11 protein-coding genes are annotated in these 17,677 nt (G+C 64.2%); 8 read left to right on the forward strand and 3 right to left on the reverse strand.

Translation table 11 applies throughout. The features are described from left to right. Window positions 1-200: 200 nt before the first annotated feature. Window positions 201-2,360: a 1,4-alpha-glucan branching protein GlgB gene (gene glgB / locus AC1DSF_RS22830; RefSeq protein ID WP_478128582.1), complete on the reverse strand. Its 2,160-nt coding sequence runs from the start codon at window positions 2,358-2,360 to the stop codon at window positions 201-203. Between the two features lie 111 nt (window positions 2,361-2,471). Here glgB and leuS point away from each other — a divergent pair, with 111 nt between their 5' ends. From leuS to gshB, 8 genes are all read left to right on the forward strand, one after another. Further along, on the forward strand, window positions 2,472-5,120 hold the full coding sequence (gene leuS, locus AC1DSF_RS22835) for a leucine--tRNA ligase (RefSeq protein ID WP_478128583.1): 2,649 nt from the start codon (window positions 2,472-2,474) through the stop codon (window positions 5,118-5,120). 5 nt (window positions 5,121-5,125) lie between these two features. Then, on the forward strand, window positions 5,126-5,638 hold the full coding sequence (locus AC1DSF_RS22840) for an LPS-assembly lipoprotein LptE (protein ID WP_478128584.1): 513 nt from the start codon (window positions 5,126-5,128) through the stop codon (window positions 5,636-5,638). A gap of 124 nt (window positions 5,639-5,762) precedes the next feature. Further along, window positions 5,763-6,815, forward strand: coding sequence for a DNA polymerase III subunit delta (gene holA / locus AC1DSF_RS22845; RefSeq protein WP_478128585.1), 1,053 nt, complete (start codon window positions 5,763-5,765; stop codon window positions 6,813-6,815). A gap of 69 nt (window positions 6,816-6,884) precedes the next feature. Further along, on the forward strand, window positions 6,885-8,174 hold the full coding sequence (locus AC1DSF_RS22850) for a glutamate-5-semialdehyde dehydrogenase (RefSeq protein ID WP_478128586.1): 1,290 nt from the start codon (window positions 6,885-6,887) through the stop codon (window positions 8,172-8,174). A gap of 142 nt (window positions 8,175-8,316) precedes the next feature. Beyond that, a complete protein-coding gene (gene gshA, locus AC1DSF_RS22855; RefSeq protein ID WP_478128587.1) occupies window positions 8,317-9,612 on the forward strand; it encodes a glutamate--cysteine ligase in 1,296 nt (431 codons plus the stop codon). Window positions 9,613-9,757: 145 nt separating this feature from the next. Then, window positions 9,758-11,626, forward strand: a complete 1,869-nt coding sequence (locus AC1DSF_RS22860; protein WP_478128588.1) for a potassium transporter Kup — start codon at window positions 9,758-9,760, stop codon at window positions 11,624-11,626. Between the two features lie 136 nt (window positions 11,627-11,762). Continuing rightward, window positions 11,763-12,995 carry a benzoate/H(+) symporter BenE family transporter gene (locus tag AC1DSF_RS22865; protein WP_478183478.1) on the forward strand — a complete coding sequence of 411 codons (1,233 nt, stop codon included), beginning with the start codon at window positions 11,763-11,765 and terminating at the stop codon, window positions 12,993-12,995. Window positions 12,996-13,110: 115 nt separating this feature from the next. Further along, on the forward strand, window positions 13,111-14,061 hold the full coding sequence (gene gshB, locus AC1DSF_RS22870; protein WP_478183479.1) for a glutathione synthase: 951 nt from the start codon (window positions 13,111-13,113) through the stop codon (window positions 14,059-14,061). Here the strand turns inward: gshB and AC1DSF_RS22875 are convergent. Further along, window positions 14,024-15,364 carry a PepSY-associated TM helix domain-containing protein gene (locus AC1DSF_RS22875; protein WP_478145895.1) on the reverse strand — a complete coding sequence of 447 codons (1,341 nt, stop codon included), beginning with the start codon at window positions 15,362-15,364 and terminating at the stop codon, window positions 14,024-14,026. The genes gshB and AC1DSF_RS22875 overlap by 38 nt on opposite strands. A gap of 19 nt (window positions 15,365-15,383) precedes the next feature. After that, the gene (locus AC1DSF_RS22880) at window positions 15,384-17,603 is read right to left on the reverse strand and encodes a TonB-dependent receptor (protein ID WP_478183480.1); all 2,220 of its coding nucleotides are present in this window, start codon (window positions 17,601-17,603) and stop codon (window positions 15,384-15,386) included. Window positions 17,604-17,677: the final 74 nt, after the last annotated feature.

The following is a 17,677-nucleotide window of genomic DNA, read 5'->3' on the forward strand; positions in this document are numbered from 1 at the left end:
TTTCGCGCGGACCCCGCCTGAAGCGAGCACCGCAGGTTGCCCGAAGCGAAGCGGAAGCGAGCACCGCAGGTTGCCCGAAGCGAAGCGCAGGGACGCGCACAGTGGGGTCGCCTTTCTTTTGCTTACTTTTCTTTGGCGACCCAAAGAAAAGTAAGTCGCCCGCCGGGGCGAGTCCCGGCCAACCCCCTCACCAAACCCCCTCACCCCAACACCCACATCACAGTCCCCAGAGGAGGCAAAGTCAGAACAACAGACTCCCCCTGCCCATGCCACCCAACAGCTTCACTACTCACAACCCCATTCCCCACCCCACTCCCCCCATAAATCAAGTTATCGGTATTAATAATCTCCCGATAAACCCCAGCCAAAGGCACCCCCACCCGATACCCATACCGAACTTCCGGCGTGAAGTTGCAAACCACCACCACGAACCCCCCTTGCGCATCCCGCCGCAAAAACGCAAACACCGACTGCTCCACGTCGTCATGACAGAGCCACTCAAACCCCCGCGCCTCGCAGTCCAGCTCATGCAGCGCACCAAAGTGCCGGTACACGTTGTTCAGGTCCTTCACCAGCCTCCGAACCCCTTGATGAGAAGCCTGCTCCAGCAGGTGCCAATCCAGCCCGCGATCGGCATTCCACTCGGCCCATTGCGCAAACTCGCCCCCCATGAAGAGCAGTTTCTTCCCCGGATAAGCCCACAGGTAGCCGTACAGATTGCGCAGCCCAGCAAACTTCTGCCAGACATCGCCCGGCATGCGGCCGATCATCGAACCCTTGCCATGCACAACTTCGTCGTGCGACAGCGGCAAGACGAAGTTCTCCGAATGCGCATACATCAGCCCGAAGGTAATGAGCCGATGGTGGAACTTACGAAAGACAGGGTCAGTCCCGGCATAGGCGAGCGTGTCGTTCATCCACCCCATATTCCACTTGTAGTGAAAACCAAGGCCGCCACTCTCGGGAGGACGCGTCACGCCCGGGAAGCTGGTCGATTCCTCGGCAATGGTCGCGGTGCCGGGCCGCTCGACGCCCACGACATGGTTCATGCGGCGCAGGAAGTCGATGGCTTCGAGGTTCTCGCGGCCGCCCTGTGCGTTGGGCACCCATTCGCCGGGTTCGCGGCTGTAGTCGCGGTAGAGCATCGAAGCCACTGCATCCACACGCAAGCCGTCCACGCCATAACGCTCCAGCCAATACAACGCGTTGCCGACAAGGTAGTTGCGCACCTCCGTTCGCGCGTAATTGAAGATGAGCGTCTGCCAATCGTTATGAAAGCCCTCGCGCGGATCGGCGTATTCGTACAGCGCGGTTCCGTCGAAGGTGCCGAGGCCGTGCGAGTCGGTCGGAAAATGCGCGGGCACCCAATCGAGGATCACGCCGAGTCCGGCCGCATGTGCCGCTTCGACGAAGGCGCGGAAATCACCGGGCGTCCCAAAGCGCGACGTCGGCGCGTACAAGCCGATCGGCTGATAGCCCCATGAACCGTCGAACGGATGCTCGCTGATCGGCAAGAGCTCGATGTGGGTAAAGCCCATGTCGTGTACGTAGGGCACCAGCGTTTCGGCCAGCTCGCGGTAGTCGAGCCATTCGTGGCCGTTCTTGCGCCGCCAGGAGCCCATGTGCACCTCGTAGATGCTGATGGGCGCGTTGCGCGCATTGGCCTGGGCGCGGACGGTCGGCACTTTGGCGGGCGGCGGCAGCGGCTGAACGACGCAGGCGGTGTCGGGGCGCAGGCGCGCGGAGAATGCAAAGGGATCGGCCTTGCGCAGCACATGGCCGTGGGCCGACAGGATTTCGAATTCGTAGCTGTCGCCCGGCGCGACATGGGGCGCGAAGATCTCCCATACGCCGCATTCGCGCCGGAACCGCATCATGTGGCGACGCCCATCCCATTGGTTGAAATCGCCCACCACCGAAACGCGGCGCGCGTTCGGCGCCCACACCGCGAAAGCGACGCCGCGCACGCCATCCATTTCGCGCAAATGGGCGCCGAGTTGCTCGAAAGGCCGCAAATGCGTGCCTTCCGCCAGCAGCCAGACGTCCGTTTCGCCCAGGACGGGCGGAAATCGATAGGGGTCTTCGAGCAGCGAGGTGTGCCCGCCCCAGTCGATGTGAAAGCGATAGCCGAGCCGGGCTTCCGATGCAGGAACGAGCCCGGCGAACAGATCGCTGCCGCCCTGCCGGACCAGTTCCGCCAGCGGCCAGCCTGAGCCCGACTGCATGACCGTCACGAACTTCGCGCCCGGCAACAGCGCGCGAATCTCGAGCCCCTCGTCCGTCTGGTGCGGACCGAGGACGGCGAAGGGGTCGCCATGCTCGGCACGCATCAACGCACCGACTTCGGCATCAGGTGTCATGGAGCGGCTCTCCGGTTCGTAAATCATTGTGGCACGCGAGAAGTGCGCCATGCCTCTAGCCGCGATAATCCGCCTTCCCCGGCCGCCTGGCGCCGGCCTTGCCCAAGCCCAATGAATCCCAGCTACAAACCCAGTGACGTCGAGTCCGCAGCCCAGGCCTACTGGACCGCTGCCGACGCCTATCGCGTGACCGAGGACGCGCGCAAAAAGAAGTACTACGCCTGCTCGATGCTGCCGTACCCCAGCGGCAAGCTGCACATGGGCCACGTGCGCAACTACACCATCAACGACATGCTCACGCGCTACCTGCGCATGAGCGGCTACAACGTCCTGATGCCGATGGGCTGGGACGCCTTCGGCCTGCCGGCCGAAAACGCTGCGCTCAAGAACGGCGTGCCGCCCGCGCAGTGGACGTACGAGAACATCGGCTACATGAAGACCCAGCTCCAGGCGATGGGCCTGGCGATCGACTGGAGCCGCGAGATCGCGACGTGCGATCCGAGCTACTACAAGTGGAACCAGTGGCTGTTCCTCAAGATGCTCGAAAAAGGCATCGCCTATCGCAAGACGCAAGTCGTCAATTGGGACCCGGTCGACCAGACGGTGCTTGCCAACGAACAGGTGATCGACGGCAAGGGCTGGCGCACCGGCGCCACGGTCGAGCGGCGCGAGATCCCGGGCTACTACCTCAAGATCAGCGACTACGCCGAGGAACTGCTGGAGCACACGCAGAACAAGCTCCCTGGCTGGCCGGAGCGCGTCAAGCTGATGCAGGAAAACTGGATCGGCAAGAGCGAAGGCGTGCGCTTCGCGTTCAAGCACAAGATCAAGGACGAGAAGGGCCAGTTGATCCAGGGCGGCCGCATGTACGTCTTCACGACGCGCGCCGACACCATCATGGGCGTCACTTTCTGCGCCGTCGCGCCGGAGCACCCGCTGGCGCTGCACGCCGCCAAGAACAATCCCGAGCTCGCCGCCTTCATCGAAGAGTGCAAGAGCGGCGGCACCACCGAGGCCGAACTCGCCACCCAGGAAAAAAAGGGCGTACCGACCGGCCTGACCGTCACGCACCCGCTCACCGATGAAGAGGTTCCGCTCTGGGTCGGCAACTATGTGCTGATCAGCTATGGCGACGGCGCGGTGATGGGCGTCCCCGCGCACGACGAGCGCGATTTCGCGTTCGCCAACAAATACGGCATCGAGATCATCCAGGTCGTCCTGGTCGACGACGAGCCGCATTTCGACTACCACCGATGGCAGGACTGGTACGCCGACAAGCAGCGCGGCGTCACCATCAATTCGGACAACTTCAGCGGCATGTCGCACATCGAGGCCGTCAAGGCCGTGGCGCACGCGCTCGAGCAGAAGGGACTGGGCGCCCTTCAAACCACCTGGCGACTGCGCGACTGGGGCGTGAGCCGCCAGCGCTACTGGGGCACGCCGATCCCGATCATCCATTGCGAAGAGCACGGCGCCGTGCCGGTGCCCGAGCAAGATCTGCCGGTGGTCTTGCCGACGGACTGCGTGCCGGACGGATCGGGCAATCCGCTCGCCAAGCACGAAGGCTTCCATGCCGGCGTCGTGTGTCCGGTCTGCGGCAAGGCCGCGCGGCGCGAAACCGACACGATGGACACCTTCGTCGACAGCTCGTGGTACTTCATGCGCTACTGCGATCCGAAGAACGACGACGCCATGGTGGCCGAGGGCGCGAAGTACTGGATGCCGATGGACCAGTACATCGGCGGCATCGAGCACGCGATCCTGCACCTGCTCTATGCGCGCTTCTGGACCAAGGTGATGCGCGACCTGGGGCTCGTCAAGGTCGACGAGCCTTTCAGCAAGCTGCTCACGCAGGGCATGGTGCTCAACCACATCTTTTATACGCGCGGCGAGAAGGGCGGCAAGGACTACTTCCCGCCTTCGGACGTGACGCCGGTGCTCGACGCGCAGGGCCGCATCACCGGCGGGACGCTGGCTGACGGCACGAAGCTGGAATACGGTGGCGTGGGCAAGATGGGCAAGACCGAGCGCAACGGCGTCGATCCTCAGGACCTGATCGAAAAATACGGCGCTGACACCGCGCGCCTGTACACGATGTTCACGGCGCCGCCCGAAGCGACGCTCGAATGGAACGACGCGGCGGTGGAGGGCAGCTATCGCTTCCTGCGGCGAGTCTGGAATTTTGGCGTGGCGCTTCAGGGCGCGGAGCCCGCCGCCGCGACCGGCAAAAAGGAAAAGGCGCCGGTCTTCGGCAAGGGTGCCAAGGAACTGCGACGCGAAGTGCACACGGTGCTGCGCCAGATCGATTACGACTACCAGCGCATGCAATACAACACGGTGGTGTCGGGCTCGATGAAGCTGCTCAACGCGCTCGAAGGGTTCAAGCCCGAGGCTGCGGACGCCGGCGACCGCGCGGCAGTGCGCGAAGGCATGGGCATCCTGTTGCGCTGCCTCTATCCGGCGACGCCGCACATCGCGCACCAGCTCTGGCACGAGCTTGGCTACGACAAGGACATGGGCGATCTTCTCGACGCGCCTTGGCCGGCGGTCGACGTCGTTGCGCTGGAGCAGGACGAAATCGAACTGATGCTGCAAATCAACGGAAAGCTCCGGGGATCGCTGCATGTTCCTGCAACGGCCACGAAGCCGGAAATCGAGAAGCTCGCGCTTGCCAGCGAGATCTTCGTCAAGCATGCGGAGGGCGCGCCTGCCAAGCGGGTCATCGTCGTGCCGGGGCGGCTCGTGAACGTGGTGATATGAGCGGCATGACCCCGCGACACGTTTTGCCGCGCCGCGGCTTCCTCGCGGCTGCTTCGGCCGTGTTCGTGCTGGCCGGATGCGGATTCGAGCTGCGCAAGGCGCCGACCTTTTCGTTCAAGACCATCGCCGTGGTGCCGAGCACCACGCCGTTTGCCAATTACGTGCGTCGCAATCTTCGAGCGACCGGAACCGTCGAGGTGCTGCCGGCCGACCAGGCAGAGAAAGCCGAGGCCGTGCTCGACATCCTGGCGGAGAACCGCGAGAACGTCGTGATCTCGACCAACTCGGCGGGCCAGGTGCGGGAGATGCAACTGGTCCTGAGGGTGCGCTTCAGGTTGCGCGGAAAGGGCGGCAAGGAATTGCTGCCACCGTCCGAGATCCAGCAGTCGCGCGACATCACCTACAACGAAACCGTGGCGCTGGCGAAAGAATCGGAAACCGAACTGCTGTACCGGGACATGCAGACGGATATTGCTCAGCAGCTTCTTCGGCGTCTCGCTGCAGCTAGACAGATATGACCCCCCAGGCTGCGCGCACTGCGTGTCGCTTCGCCTACCCCCCGCGGGGGGCAACACCAGCGGCCCGGCAAAGCCGGTTCCGCGGTGTTCTGCGGGATCGGCTCGCTTCACTTTGCTCTTGGATATGCAACTGACCAGCGCGCAGCTTTTGGGGCATCTGGCTCAGCGGGTGGCGCCGCTCTACGTCATTCATGGGGACGAGGCATTGCTGGCTCAGGAGGCTGCGGACGCCATTCGGGCGGCGGCTCGGGTGCGGGGATACACGGAGCGGAGCGCCTATACGGTGGCTGGGGCGCATTTCGATTGGAGCGCGGTGCTGGCGGCGGGAGGCTCGTTGAGCCTTTTTGCGGATCGGCAGATTGTCGAAATACGCATTCCTTCGGGGAAGCCGGGCAAGGACGGCAGTGCGGCCCTTCAGCAGATCGCGGAAGCAGCGCAAGGGAATGACAGCACTCTTACTTTGGTGATGCTGCCTCGTCTGGACAAGGCGACGCGGACGGGCGCCTGGTTCTCGGCTTTGGAGAACAACGGGGTCAGCCTGCAGATCGAGACGATCGAGCGGGCCGCTTTGCCGCAATGGATCGCGCAGCGGCTCGCGCAGCAGGGGCAGCGGGTCAAGAGCGGGGAAGAGGGTCAGCGGACGTTGCAGTTCTTTGCCGATCGGGTGGAAGGCAATCTGCTCGCGGCGCATCAGGAAATCCAGAAACTGGCGCTGCTCTACCCCGAGGGCGAATTGAGTTGGGAGCAGGTCGAAGGTGCGGTGAACAACGTCGCGCGCTATGACGTGTTCAAGCTGTCTGAAGCCGTGCTGGCCGGCAATCCGCAGCGCGTCGCGCGGATGCTCGAGGGATTGCAGGCCGAAGGCGAGGCCGAGGTGCTGGTCCACTACACGCTTGCAGAGGACATCCGCGCGCTGAAGCGGGTGAAAGACGCCATGGCCGCCGGACGGCCCTTGCCCATGGCGCTGCGCGAAAACCGGATCTGGGGTCCGCGCGAGCGAGCTTTCGAGCGCGTGTTGCCGCGGGTCGACGATCGCGCGCTGGCGCGCCTGCTGCGTGCAGCGCACGTGGTCGACGGCATCGTCAAGGGACTGAAGCAGCCTGACTGGTCCGCGGACGGCTGGCAAGCCCTCCAGCGGTTGGCGCTGATGCTTTGCCGCGCGTGCGCAAATCCATAAGCGCACAGGAATGGTGCGGACTCGCCCCTTCATGCCCATTGCTCTTCATGGGCGCGGCACAATCCGCAAATGAACATGCTGAATGTCCCCGACTACGTGCGGGCCCTGGGTGCGCAGGCCAAGCACGCCTCGACCCTGATGGCGCGCGCGGACGCCGCCACCAAGAACAAGGCTCTGAAGGCTTTGGCGCGCCGTTTGCGCGCTGCTGGCGGCGTGCTCGCCGAAGCCAATTCCAAGGATCTCTCCCGCGCCGAAGGCGCCGGCCTTTCTGCACCCATGGTTGACCGGCTCAAGCTGACGCCAAAGGTGATCGAGACCGTCGCCCTGGGCTGCGAGCAACTGGCAGCCATGCCCGACGTGATCGGCGAAGTGATCGGGATGAAGCAGCAGCCCAGCGGCATCCGCGTCGGCCAGATGCGCGTGCCGATCGGCGTGTTCGGCATGATCTACGAGAGCCGTCCGAACGTGACCATCGAGGCGGCGAGCCTGGCGATCAAGAGCGGCAACTCCGCGATCCTCCGGGGAGGTTCGGAGGCCATTGAATCGAACAAGGCGCTGGCTTTGCTCGTCGCCGATTCGCTTGCCGAGGCGGGCCTGCCTGCCGACGCCGTCCAGCTCGTGCAGACCACTGACCGCGAAGCCGTCGGCCAGTTGATCGCGATGCCCGAATTCGTCGACGTGATCATCCCGCGCGGCGGCAAGGGGCTGATCGAGCGCATCAGCCGCGATGCCAAGGTGCCGGTGATCAAGCATCTGGACGGCAATTGCCACGTCTACGTCGACGACACAGCCGAACTCGACATGGCCGTGAAGATCGTCGACAACGCCAAGACGCAGAAGTACAGCCCCTGCAATGCCGCTGAGGGCCTCCTGGTGGCCGCATCGATCGCCGACGCCTTCCTGCCCGAGATCGGCGCCATTTTCGCGGCCAAGGGCGTCGAGATGCGATGCGACCCTGCCGCCGCGCGGATCCTGCGAGAAAGCCTGGAGACGAGTGGGAAGGCCGTAGTGGATGCGGTCGAATCGGATTGGTCGGAGGAATACCTCGCCGCAGTGATCAGCATCAAGGTCGTCGAGGACGTCGACGAGGCGATTGCGCATATCAATCGCTATTCGAGCCATCACACCGACGCGATCGTCACGCGCGACCACATGAACGCACAGCGCTTCCTCCGCGAAGTGGATTCGGCCAGCGTGATGGTTAACGCCAGCACGCGATTCGCAGATGGTTTCGAGTTCGGACTCGGCGCTGAAATCGGCATCAGCACCGACAAGTTCCATGCTCGCGGGCCGGTAGGAATCGAGGGGCTGACGTCCCTCAAATACGTGGTGCTGGGCCAAGGCGAGACCAGAAGCTGACCCCCAGGCTCGCGCCCGGCAAAGCCGGTTCCGCGGTGTTTCTGGTCTGGTTCCCGGGGCGGGATGGGTTGTCATTGGGGCATTGGGCCCCAAATCTACAATTCGCTCTTAGCTCAAGCTGCAAATCAAAGAAGGCCGCCGCATGGTCCCCCATCTCGTCACCGCCCTGAACGGCCCGATCAACGAACTCGAGCAACGCATTCTCGATTCAACCCCGGCCATCGAGCGCTGGTTTCGACTCGAATGGATGGAGCACACGCCGCCGTTCTACAGCTCGGTGGACATTCGGAACGCCGGCTTCAAGCTGGCGCCGGTCGACACCAACCTGTTTCCGCGCGGCTGGAACAACCTGACGCAGGAGATGCTGCCGCTGGCCGTGCAGGCGGCGCAGGCAGCCATCGAGAAAATCTGCCCCGAAGCGCGCAACCTGCTCGTGATCCCCGAGAACCATTCGCGCAACACCTTCTACCTGGCGAATGTTGCTCAACTCGTACGCATCTTCCACATGGCTGGGCTCAATGTCCGGGTCGGCTCGATTGACCCAGCCATCAAGTCGCCCAAGAAGATCGAGCTTCCGAACGGGGAGACGGTGTGCCTGGAGCCGGTCGTTCGCAGCAAGCGCCGTCTCGGGCTCAAGCATTTCGATCCCTGCACGATCCTGCTCAACAACGACCTTATCGCCGGCACGCCGGGCATTCTCGAAGACCTGCACGAGCAGTACCTGTTGCCGCCGCTGCACGCCGGCTGGTCGGTGCGGCGCAAGAGCAATCATCTTCACAGCTATGAAGAAGTGTCCAAGCGCTTCGGCAAGTTGCTGGGCATCGATCCGTGGCTGATCAATCCGATGTTCGCCAAGGCGGGCGAAATCAATCTCTCGACCGGCCAGGGCGTTGACGTACTGACCAGCCACGCGGACGCGCTTCTGACCAAGATTCGCCGCAAGTACAAGGAATACGGCATCAACGAGAAGCCCTTCGTGATCGTCAAGTCCGACAACGGAAGAGACGGCTTGGGCGTCGTGACGGTGCGCGATGCCAAGGAAATCGAAGCGCTCGCCCGCAAGTCGCGCAGCAAGACCGGCTCGGCCAAGGAAGGGCAGGAGCCGAGCGAACTGATCGTGCAGGAAGGTGTGCTCACGAACGAACGCGTGCATGACGGCGTCGCCGAGCCGGTCGTCTACATGATGGACCGCTACGTGGTCGGCGGCTTCTACCGTGTTCATGCAGAGCGCAATCCCGACGAAAACCTCAAGCTGCCGGGCGCGAGCTTCGTGCCGCTTGCCTTTTCGGAGAGTGCGCACTTACCGCAACCGGGGGCAAAGCCCGGCGCCAGCGCACCCAACCGCTTCTACATGTACGGGGTGATCGGGCGCTTGGCGATGGTCGCGGCGAGCTACGAACTCGAGGCCACGAACCCCGACGCCGAAATATATGAATGATTTCGGAGTACATATTGCAGGCCCCTGCGGCGGCGGCAAAATAGCGACCCCATAGCAACGCAAAACGAGGGCGGAGGCGACCGGCGACCATCAACGTCGCTGGCGCGCACGGGTGCAGCACCCCAACGCCCTCTGCATCGACTTCGTGTCCGCCCCAAAATCCTCCTCCCTTGCGTTGATCCTCGCTGCGATCGGCGTCGTCTACGGCGATATCGGCACCAGCGTTCTCTATGCGGTCAAGGAGGTCTTCGGCCACGGCCACGTCCCTTTCACCATCGAGAACGTCTACGGCATCCTGTCGATGTTCTTCTGGACCCTGACCGTCATCGTCTCGATCAAGTACGTGGTCCTCGTGCTCAGGGCCGACAACGAAGGCGAAGGCGGGCTGGTCGCGATGCTGGCGCTGGCATCGCAGGCGGTGGTCGACAAACCGCGGCTGCGCAGCGTGCTGCTGGTGGTCGGCATCTTCGGCACTTCGCTCTTCTATGGCGATGGCGTCATCACCCCGGCCATCTCGGTGCTCTCGGCGGTCGAGGGCCTGGAGGTCGTGTCGCCCGAGTTCCGGCACTATGTGATCCCGATCACCCTCGTCGTGCTGTTCTGCCTGTTCGCGGTGCAGAAGCGCGGCACCGCAGGCATCGGCCGGTTTTTCGGGCCGATCACGTTGACGTGGTTCCTGGCGATCGCGCTGCTCGGCGTGTCGCAGATCGTGACCCACCCCGAGATCCTCAAGGCGATGAGCCCGCACTATGCGCTGCGCTTCATGTGGGGCAATCCGCTCACCAGCTTCATCATCCTGGGCGCCACGGTGCTCTGCGTGACCGGGGCCGAGGCGCTTTACGCCGATCTCGGGCACTTCGGCAAGCGGCCGATTCGCGTCGCATGGTTCTCGGTCGTGATGCCGGCGCTCACGCTCAATTACTTCGGACAGGGCGCCCTGCTGCTCGAGAACCCCGAAGCGGTGAAGAACCCCTTCTTCATGATGGCGCCCGAATGGGCGCTGTTGCCGCTGGTCTTTCTTGCAACGGCGGCCACGGTGATTGCATCGCAAGCGCTCATCACGGGCGCCTTCAGCGTCACTCGCCAAGTGATCCAGCTTGGCTATCTGCCGCGCCTGAACATCGAGCACACCAGCGTGCGCACCACCGGGCAGATCTACATGCCCTTCGTCAACTGGGGCCTGTTCGTCGCCATCGTGCTGGCGGTGCTGATGTTCCGCTCGTCCAGCAACCTGGCGGCTGCATACGGCATCGCCGTGACGACCGACATGCTGATCACGACGGTGCTGACCTTCTTCGTTATCCGGTATGCATGGAAGTACCCGCTGATCCTGTGCATCGGCGCGACCGGGGCCTTCTTCGTGGTCGATTTCATGTTCTTCGCGTCGAACCTGCTCAAGCTCTTCGAGGGCGGCTGGTTCCCGCTGCTGATCGGTGGGTCGATCTTCATGCTGATGTTGACCTGGAAAGAAGGCCGGCGGCTGATGGGTCAGCTGCAGTTGGCCGAAGCCATCGACCTGCGCAGCTTTCTCGACTCGGTGTTTGTCAGTCCGCCGGCGCGCGTCGATGGCACGGCGGTGTTCCTGACGGCGGAGCCGGGCGTCGTGCCGAATGCGCTGCTGCACAACCTGAAGCACAACAAGGTGATGCACGACCAGAACCTGTTCGTCACCGTGCGCAACCACGAGGTGCCCTGGATTCCCATGGACAAGCGCATCGAGATGGAACCGCTCGGGCATCACTGTTGGCAGATCATCGTCCACTATGGTTTCAAGAACGACGTCGACCTGCCGCGCGCGCTGGAACATGCGCGCTTGCGCGGATGCCAGCTGGAGGCGATGACGACCAGCTACTTCCTGTCGCGCGACGTGGTGATCCCCACGCTGGGCAGCGGCATGGCCCCATGGCGCGAGAAGCTCTTTGCGCAGATGCATCACAGCGCCAGCGGCGCTGCGGACTTCCTTGGGTTGCCTAACAACGCTGTGGTGGAGCTGGGCTCGAAAATCGAGATCTGACTCGCCCCCAGGCTACGCGCACTTCGTGTCGCTTCGCCTACCCCCTGACCGGGGGCAACACCAGCTGCTTGGCAAAGCCAGTTCCGCGGTGTTCTTGGGATGAGCGGGGTGGGGGCTGGGGCGGCACAATCCCGGCATGCGATTTTTCAAGGACCTTAGTCTTTCGGCTTTTACTGCGGGGTTTGTTGCGGTGCTCGTGGGGTTCACGAGTTCGGTGGCGATCGTGTTTCAGGCTGCGCAGGCGTTTGGGGCTACGCCGGAGATGATTTCTTCATGGATGTGGGCGCTGGGGCTTGGGATGGGGTTGGCTTCGGCGGCGCCTTCGCTTTGGTGGCGGAAGCCGGTAATGATTGCCTGGAGCACGCCAGGGGCGGCCGTGCTGGCGGTGGCAGGGGCGGGGTACTCGATGAATGAGGCGGTGGGGGCGTTCATCGTTTGTGCAGTGCTGATGACGGCTGCGGGCGCCACCGGATGGTTCGAGCGGGTGATGAACAAGATTCCGATGGCGCTGGCTTCTGCCTTGCTGGCGGGGGTGCTGGCGCGGTTTGGGCTGCAGGCCTTTGTGGCAGCGCAGACGGCTTTGCCGCTGGTGCTGCTGATGCTGGGCACTTATCTGGTGGGCAAGCGGGTGCTTCCGCGCTATGCGGTTCCTCTCACGTTGTTGGTGGCGATTGTTTTCGTTGCCGCGCGCGGCGAGCTTGCCTGGGGCGCGGTGCATTTCAGCGTGGCGATGCCGGTGTTCACGACGCCGGTGTTCAGTTGGCAGGCTGTGGTCAGCCTCGCGCTGCCGCTGTTCGTGGTGACGATGGCATCTCAGAATCTCCCGGGCGTTGCTGCCATTCGGGCGGCCGGCTACGAAATGCCAGTGTCCAAGCTCATCACGATCAGTGGACTGACGACGCTGGTTCTGGCGCCTTTCGGTGCGTTTGCGCTCAATCTCAGCGCCATCACGGCGGCGATCTGCATGGGGCGCGAGGCGCACGAAGATCCGGCACGCCGCTACACAGCGGCGGTGAGTTGCGGCGCGATCTATGTGGTGATCGGCTTTTTTGGCGCGGCGGTCACGGGGCTGCTGACGGCGTTTCCGAAAGAACTCGTCGCCGCGATCGCCGGCCTGGCGCTCCTCGGCACCATCGGCGGCGGGCTTGCTGCCGCTGTGAAGGACGAATCGCATCGCGAGGCGGCGCTGATCACCTTTCTCGTCACGCTCTCGGGTGTGACGTTGCTTGGCATCGGCTCGGCCTTCTGGGGCGTGGTAGCCGGGGCGATCGCACTGGGCATTCAGCAATTCGGGCGCAGACCTTTCGCGGGCAAGGACATCGCCGCTGCCCGCAAGATCGAGCCCGACAACGTTCGAAAGACTTCCTGAATGCCAGCACTTTCCCAGATTCGTCCACTTCGTCGGGTCGCCACCTTCTCTTCAAAGACAGCCGCTGCGGCGCGGCAAGGCCAATTCGGGCGCGTCGCGCAGTGGAGCAACTGACATGCACATTCTTTTCGTCGCCGATCCGCTCTCCCAGTTCAAGATCTACAAGGACTCGACCTTTTCGATGATGCGGGAAGCGCAGCGCCGCGGCCATGCCATCTCGGTCTGCGAACCGCGCGACTTGGGCTGGCAGCGCGGCCGGCCGGTGACTGCCAAGGCGCGTGCGATCACACTGACCGGCTCGCCGGACGACTGGTACCGCGAAGAATCCGTTGAAGAGCGCCCGCTGCACGGCTTCGACGTCGTTCTGATGCGCAAGGACCCGCCCTTCGACGCCGAATACATCTACGCGACGCACCTGCTCGAGCAGGCCGAGCGAGAGGGCGCCCTCGTCGTCAACAAGCCGCGCGCATTGCGCGATCACCCGGAAAAGCTCGCGATCATGGAGTTCGCAGAGTTCACCACGCCCACGCTGGTGACCCGCGATGCAGCCGCGGTGCGTGCATTTCATGCTGAGCACAAGGACATCATCCTGAAGCCGCTCGACGGCATGGGCGGGATGGGCATCTTCCGCGTCACGTCAGACGCGCTCAACCTCGGATCGATCATCGAGACGCTCAACAAGGACGGCGCGCAGACCATCATGGTGCAGCGCTTCGTGCCCGAAATCTCACAAGGCGACAAGCGCGTGCTGGTGATCGGCGGGCAGGCGGTACCCTACAGCCTCGCGCGCATTCCTCAGGGCACCGAAGTGCGAGGCAATCTGGCCGCGGGTGGCAAGGGTGTGGCGCAGCCGCTGACGGATCAGGACCGCCGGATCGCCGAGGCCATCGGACCGGTGCTGAGCGCGCGCGGACTGCTGCTGATCGGCCTGGACGTGATCGGCGGCTCGCTGACCGAGATCAACGTGACGAGCCCCACGTGCTTTCAGGAGATCACGGAACAGACGGGCTTCGACGTGCCGGCGATGTTCATCGACGCGCTCGAAGCGGAGCTGAAGAAGGCTTGACCGAGTCGGCGGCCCCGGCGGCCTTGGTCGCCGCACGCCGTGCGCCCGGCCTTCCATGCCCAAGCTGCGCCTGGAGCAGGCGGGCCCGGCGTTTGCGCGCCCAGATGACGATGCCCGTGACCGACAGCATCGCCACCATCACGCCCATGAACGACATGAGAATGCGCCCGGGCAGCCCAAGGATGCGTCCCGAGTGCAGCGGGAACTGCAACTGCACGAAGATATCGGCCGCAGTTCCTTCCCATGGACGGTTCTGGCTCAGCACGCGGCCGTCCTGCGCGTCGATGTAGAGATTGCTCAGGCCCATGCCGGCCTCGCCGTGGTCATCGTCGGCTTGAAAGAACGACACGTTATAGAAGCCGCTGCGCTTCTCGTAGTAGATGCCGCCGAGCGGCGTCGTCCATCCGCGTGCCCTTGCCTCCGCGTCGGCGATGCGAACCACCTCGGCAAAGCCGAGCTTCGGCGTCACTTCCTGGCCCAGTGGCACCATCGCGCGCGTCTCGTAAGGGCCGGGTGTGGTCTTGGACACCAGCGACAGCACGGGATAAAAAACTTCGCGGTAGAGGTTGAGCGAAAAAGAAGTGAAGGCGATGACGATGATCGCCAGCCAGATCCACAGCCCGCCCGCTCGGTGCAGATCGAAATTGAGCTTGTAGCCGCCGGCGCGCCAGCGCATCAGCCAAGAGGGCTTCCATCGCGCCCACCAGGTCGCTGCGTCGCGATGGTGCGGTGCACGGGAGCCCGCCGGAACACGCCGGCGTCGCGGCATGGTCAGGTAGAGCGCCACGAAGCTGTCGAGCAGCCACACGAGCGCGACGGTGCCCATGATCCAGTAGCCGATGCGGTCCGTGCCCCACATCGCCGGAATGTGCAGGCTGTAGTGCACGGTGCGAAGGAAGGGCATCAGGTTCTCGCGCGAGAGCGAGACAGCGTGCGTGTCGCGCCGCCCCTTGATCTCACCCGTCACGGGATCGACGTGGACCTTGTCGTAGCCGAGCAAGTAGGGCTGGCCCGTGGCCGGGTCCATGCGCGGCTCGACAAAGTAGCCTGCGGTATGGCCTTTCTCGAAGCCGAGCGAAATGTAGGAGACCTTGGCGCGCGGATCCGATGCCTCGACGGCGGCGGCAAGCGCCATCGGATCGCGGAACGGTCCCTGGCTGTCGGTCAGATACAGATCGCTGTTGAGCCACTCGTCCAGCTCGTGGTCCCACGAGGTGACCGCGCCGGTGAGGCCGGCGACGATCAGGAAGAGCGCGACCGCCAGTCCCAGCCAGCGATGGACCACCGTCCAGAGTGCGCGCATGGCCGTGTTCCTTCGCTGATCAGAACTCGACGGAAGCGGTCAGGCTGAAGGTGCGCGGGTTGCCCAGCACCAGGTAGCCGGCGCCTGGGTAGCCGCCGACGGACGCCCAGTAGTCGCGATTGGCGACGTTGTTGACGCGCGCGCGCAGCGTCACGAGTTTGCCGGCGACGCCCGTGACATAGCGGGCACCCAGGTCCAGGCGGCCCCAGCCGGGCACGCGCAGCGTGTTCAGATCGTTCGCATAACTGCCGCCGGTGGCGATCACGCGGCCGTCCAGCGTCAGGCCGGGCACGCCCGGCACGTCCCATTCGAGCCCGATGGTGCCCTGCTGGTCCGGCACGCCGATGACCTTGTTGCCGTTGGTCGCGATGTCGCCGGTGTTTCGCTGCACGGCGTCGAGGAAGGTCACCCCGCCAAGGACGCGAAAGCCCTTGACCGGTTCGCCAAACACCGTGAATTCGAGACCTTGGTGGCGGTCCTGGCCCTCCGCTACGAACAGGCCGGCCGAATTGCGCAATGCGCGGGGCTTTTCGATGGAGAACAGCGCTGCCGTGGCGCCGAGGCCGGCGCCTTCGTACTTGACGCCGATCTCCTGCTGCTTCGCGACGTAGGGGTCCAGCGTCTGGCCCACGTTGAACACGGGAAGCCCGCCGATCTGCGCGGGCGCCGTTTCGCCCGGAGCGAGGCTTTCGACGTAGTTCGCGTAGGCGGACACTTCTTTGCTGAACTTGAAGACGACGCCAGCGGCAGGGCTGGTATGGCTTTGGTCGCTGCCGCCTGCCGCGGCGCCGGTGTCGTATGCGAAGTTGTCGACGTTGATCGTCTGGCGGCGTGCGCCCAGGGTGAACAGCAGCGTGTCATCCATGAAGGACATGGTGTCGCCGAGAACATAGCTCGTCAGCCGCTTTTCTTGCGTGAGCGCGGGAGAAGCCAGGTTGTTGCCGCCAAGCGAGAGAGGGCCGAAGGCCGGCAGCGGCGAATAGACAGGGTTGTAGAGATTGGTCGCCTGCGTGTTGAGGAAGTCGAAGCGATAGGCGTTCTTTCGCTCCGAGTTGAAGTAGTCGTACGACGCGACCAGCGCGTGCTTGACCGGGCCCGTCTTGACGGTGCCGCGAATGCCGACCTGGCCCGCCTTCACGTCTTCTTCGCCCGTATTGTCGAAACGGTACGTGGTTCCTGCGCCGGTGAATGCGTTGTCGACGGTGATGTTGGCGAGCGAATTGGCTTCGCTGCCGCTGCGCGCGCCGGCGGCGAACCAGCCAGTGACGTTGTCGCTGAAGTCGTACTCGCCGCGCACCGTGCCGAAGGTGTCGCGTTCGTTCGAATAGGTCCAGGGCTGTGCCCAGTTGGTCTTGGCGTCCGGCGGTGACGGCACGCGGGTGAGGCCGCTTGCCAGCGTGACATTGGTGCGGGTCTGGCTCAGGCGGTGGTCCTGATAGCCGACGTCGGCGGAAAGGCGCGCATTGCGGCTGCGCCAGTCGAGACCGACGGATGCGACGTCGAGGTTCACGCCTTCGTTGTCGACGCCCGTGCCGCCCTCGCGATGCGCGGCGTTGACCCGGATGCCCGTGCTGTCGTCAGGTCCGAAGCGGCGCGAAATGTCCGCCGCGCCATAGAACTCCGAGCCCGTGGCGCCTCCCAGCGTGATCTGCGTGAGAGGTTCGTTGCCCGCTCGCTTGGGCGACAGGTTGACCGAGCCGCCGATGCCGTCTCCACCGGGCGCCGAGCCGTTCAGGAAGGCGCTGGGGCCGCGCAGCACTTCGACACGCTCGAAGAGCTCGGACGAGATGTATTGGCGCGGCAACAGGCTGTAGATGCCGTTGTACGCGATGCTGTCGGAGCCCAGGAGGAAGCCGCGGATGAAGTACGTCTCCTGGAAATTGCCGAAGCCGCGCGCAACGCGCACCGAAGGGTCGTTCAACAGCACGTCGCCCACGCTGCGTGCTTGCTGGTTCTGGATCAGCTCGTTCGTATAGCTCGTCGCGCTGAAGGGCGAATCCATGTTGTCCAGCGTGCCCAGAACCCCGAAGCGTCCACCGCGCGCGACCTGCCCGCCGGCGAACGGCTTGGCCAGGCCGGCAGCCGATGCGTCTGCGCTGGCTTCGACCGTCACCGTGGCCAAAGTCCCGCCCGATTCGGCCGGTGCGGCTGGCGTCGTTTGCGCGGTTGCGATCAGCGCCTGCAGGGCGAGAGTGGTGGCAAGAGCGGCGGGACGGAGGGGAAACCTGACTGGAAGCATGAGGGGGCTCGTTTTTGGCTACGGAAATGAGAATGATTATTATCTCCGCCGACTTGCGGACGAAGAATCCCACC

The organism is Variovorax sp. 01N429 (assembly GCF_056399425.1).

Coding starts and splice junctions, on each gene's coding strand:
- glgB (WP_478128582.1), bottom strand. CDS start 2,360: ATGACACCTGATGCCGAAGTCGGTGCGTTGATGCGTGCCGAGCATGGC.
- leuS (WP_478128583.1), top strand. CDS start 2,472: ATGAATCCCAGCTACAAACCCAGTGACGTCGAGTCCGCAGCCCAGGCC.
- AC1DSF_RS22840 (WP_478128584.1), top strand. CDS start 5,126: ATGACCCCGCGACACGTTTTGCCGCGCCGCGGCTTCCTCGCGGCTGCT.
- holA (WP_478128585.1), top strand. CDS start 5,763: ATGCAACTGACCAGCGCGCAGCTTTTGGGGCATCTGGCTCAGCGGGTG.
- AC1DSF_RS22850 (WP_478128586.1), top strand. CDS start 6,885: ATGAACATGCTGAATGTCCCCGACTACGTGCGGGCCCTGGGTGCGCAG.
- gshA (WP_478128587.1), top strand. CDS start 8,317: ATGGTCCCCCATCTCGTCACCGCCCTGAACGGCCCGATCAACGAACTC.
- AC1DSF_RS22865 (WP_478183478.1), top strand. CDS start 11,763: ATGCGATTTTTCAAGGACCTTAGTCTTTCGGCTTTTACTGCGGGGTTT.
- gshB (WP_478183479.1), top strand. CDS start 13,111: ATGCACATTCTTTTCGTCGCCGATCCGCTCTCCCAGTTCAAGATCTAC.
- AC1DSF_RS22875 (WP_478145895.1), bottom strand. CDS start 15,364: ATGCGCGCACTCTGGACGGTGGTCCATCGCTGGCTGGGACTGGCGGTC.
- AC1DSF_RS22880 (WP_478183480.1), bottom strand. CDS start 17,603: ATGCTTCCAGTCAGGTTTCCCCTCCGTCCCGCCGCTCTTGCCACCACT.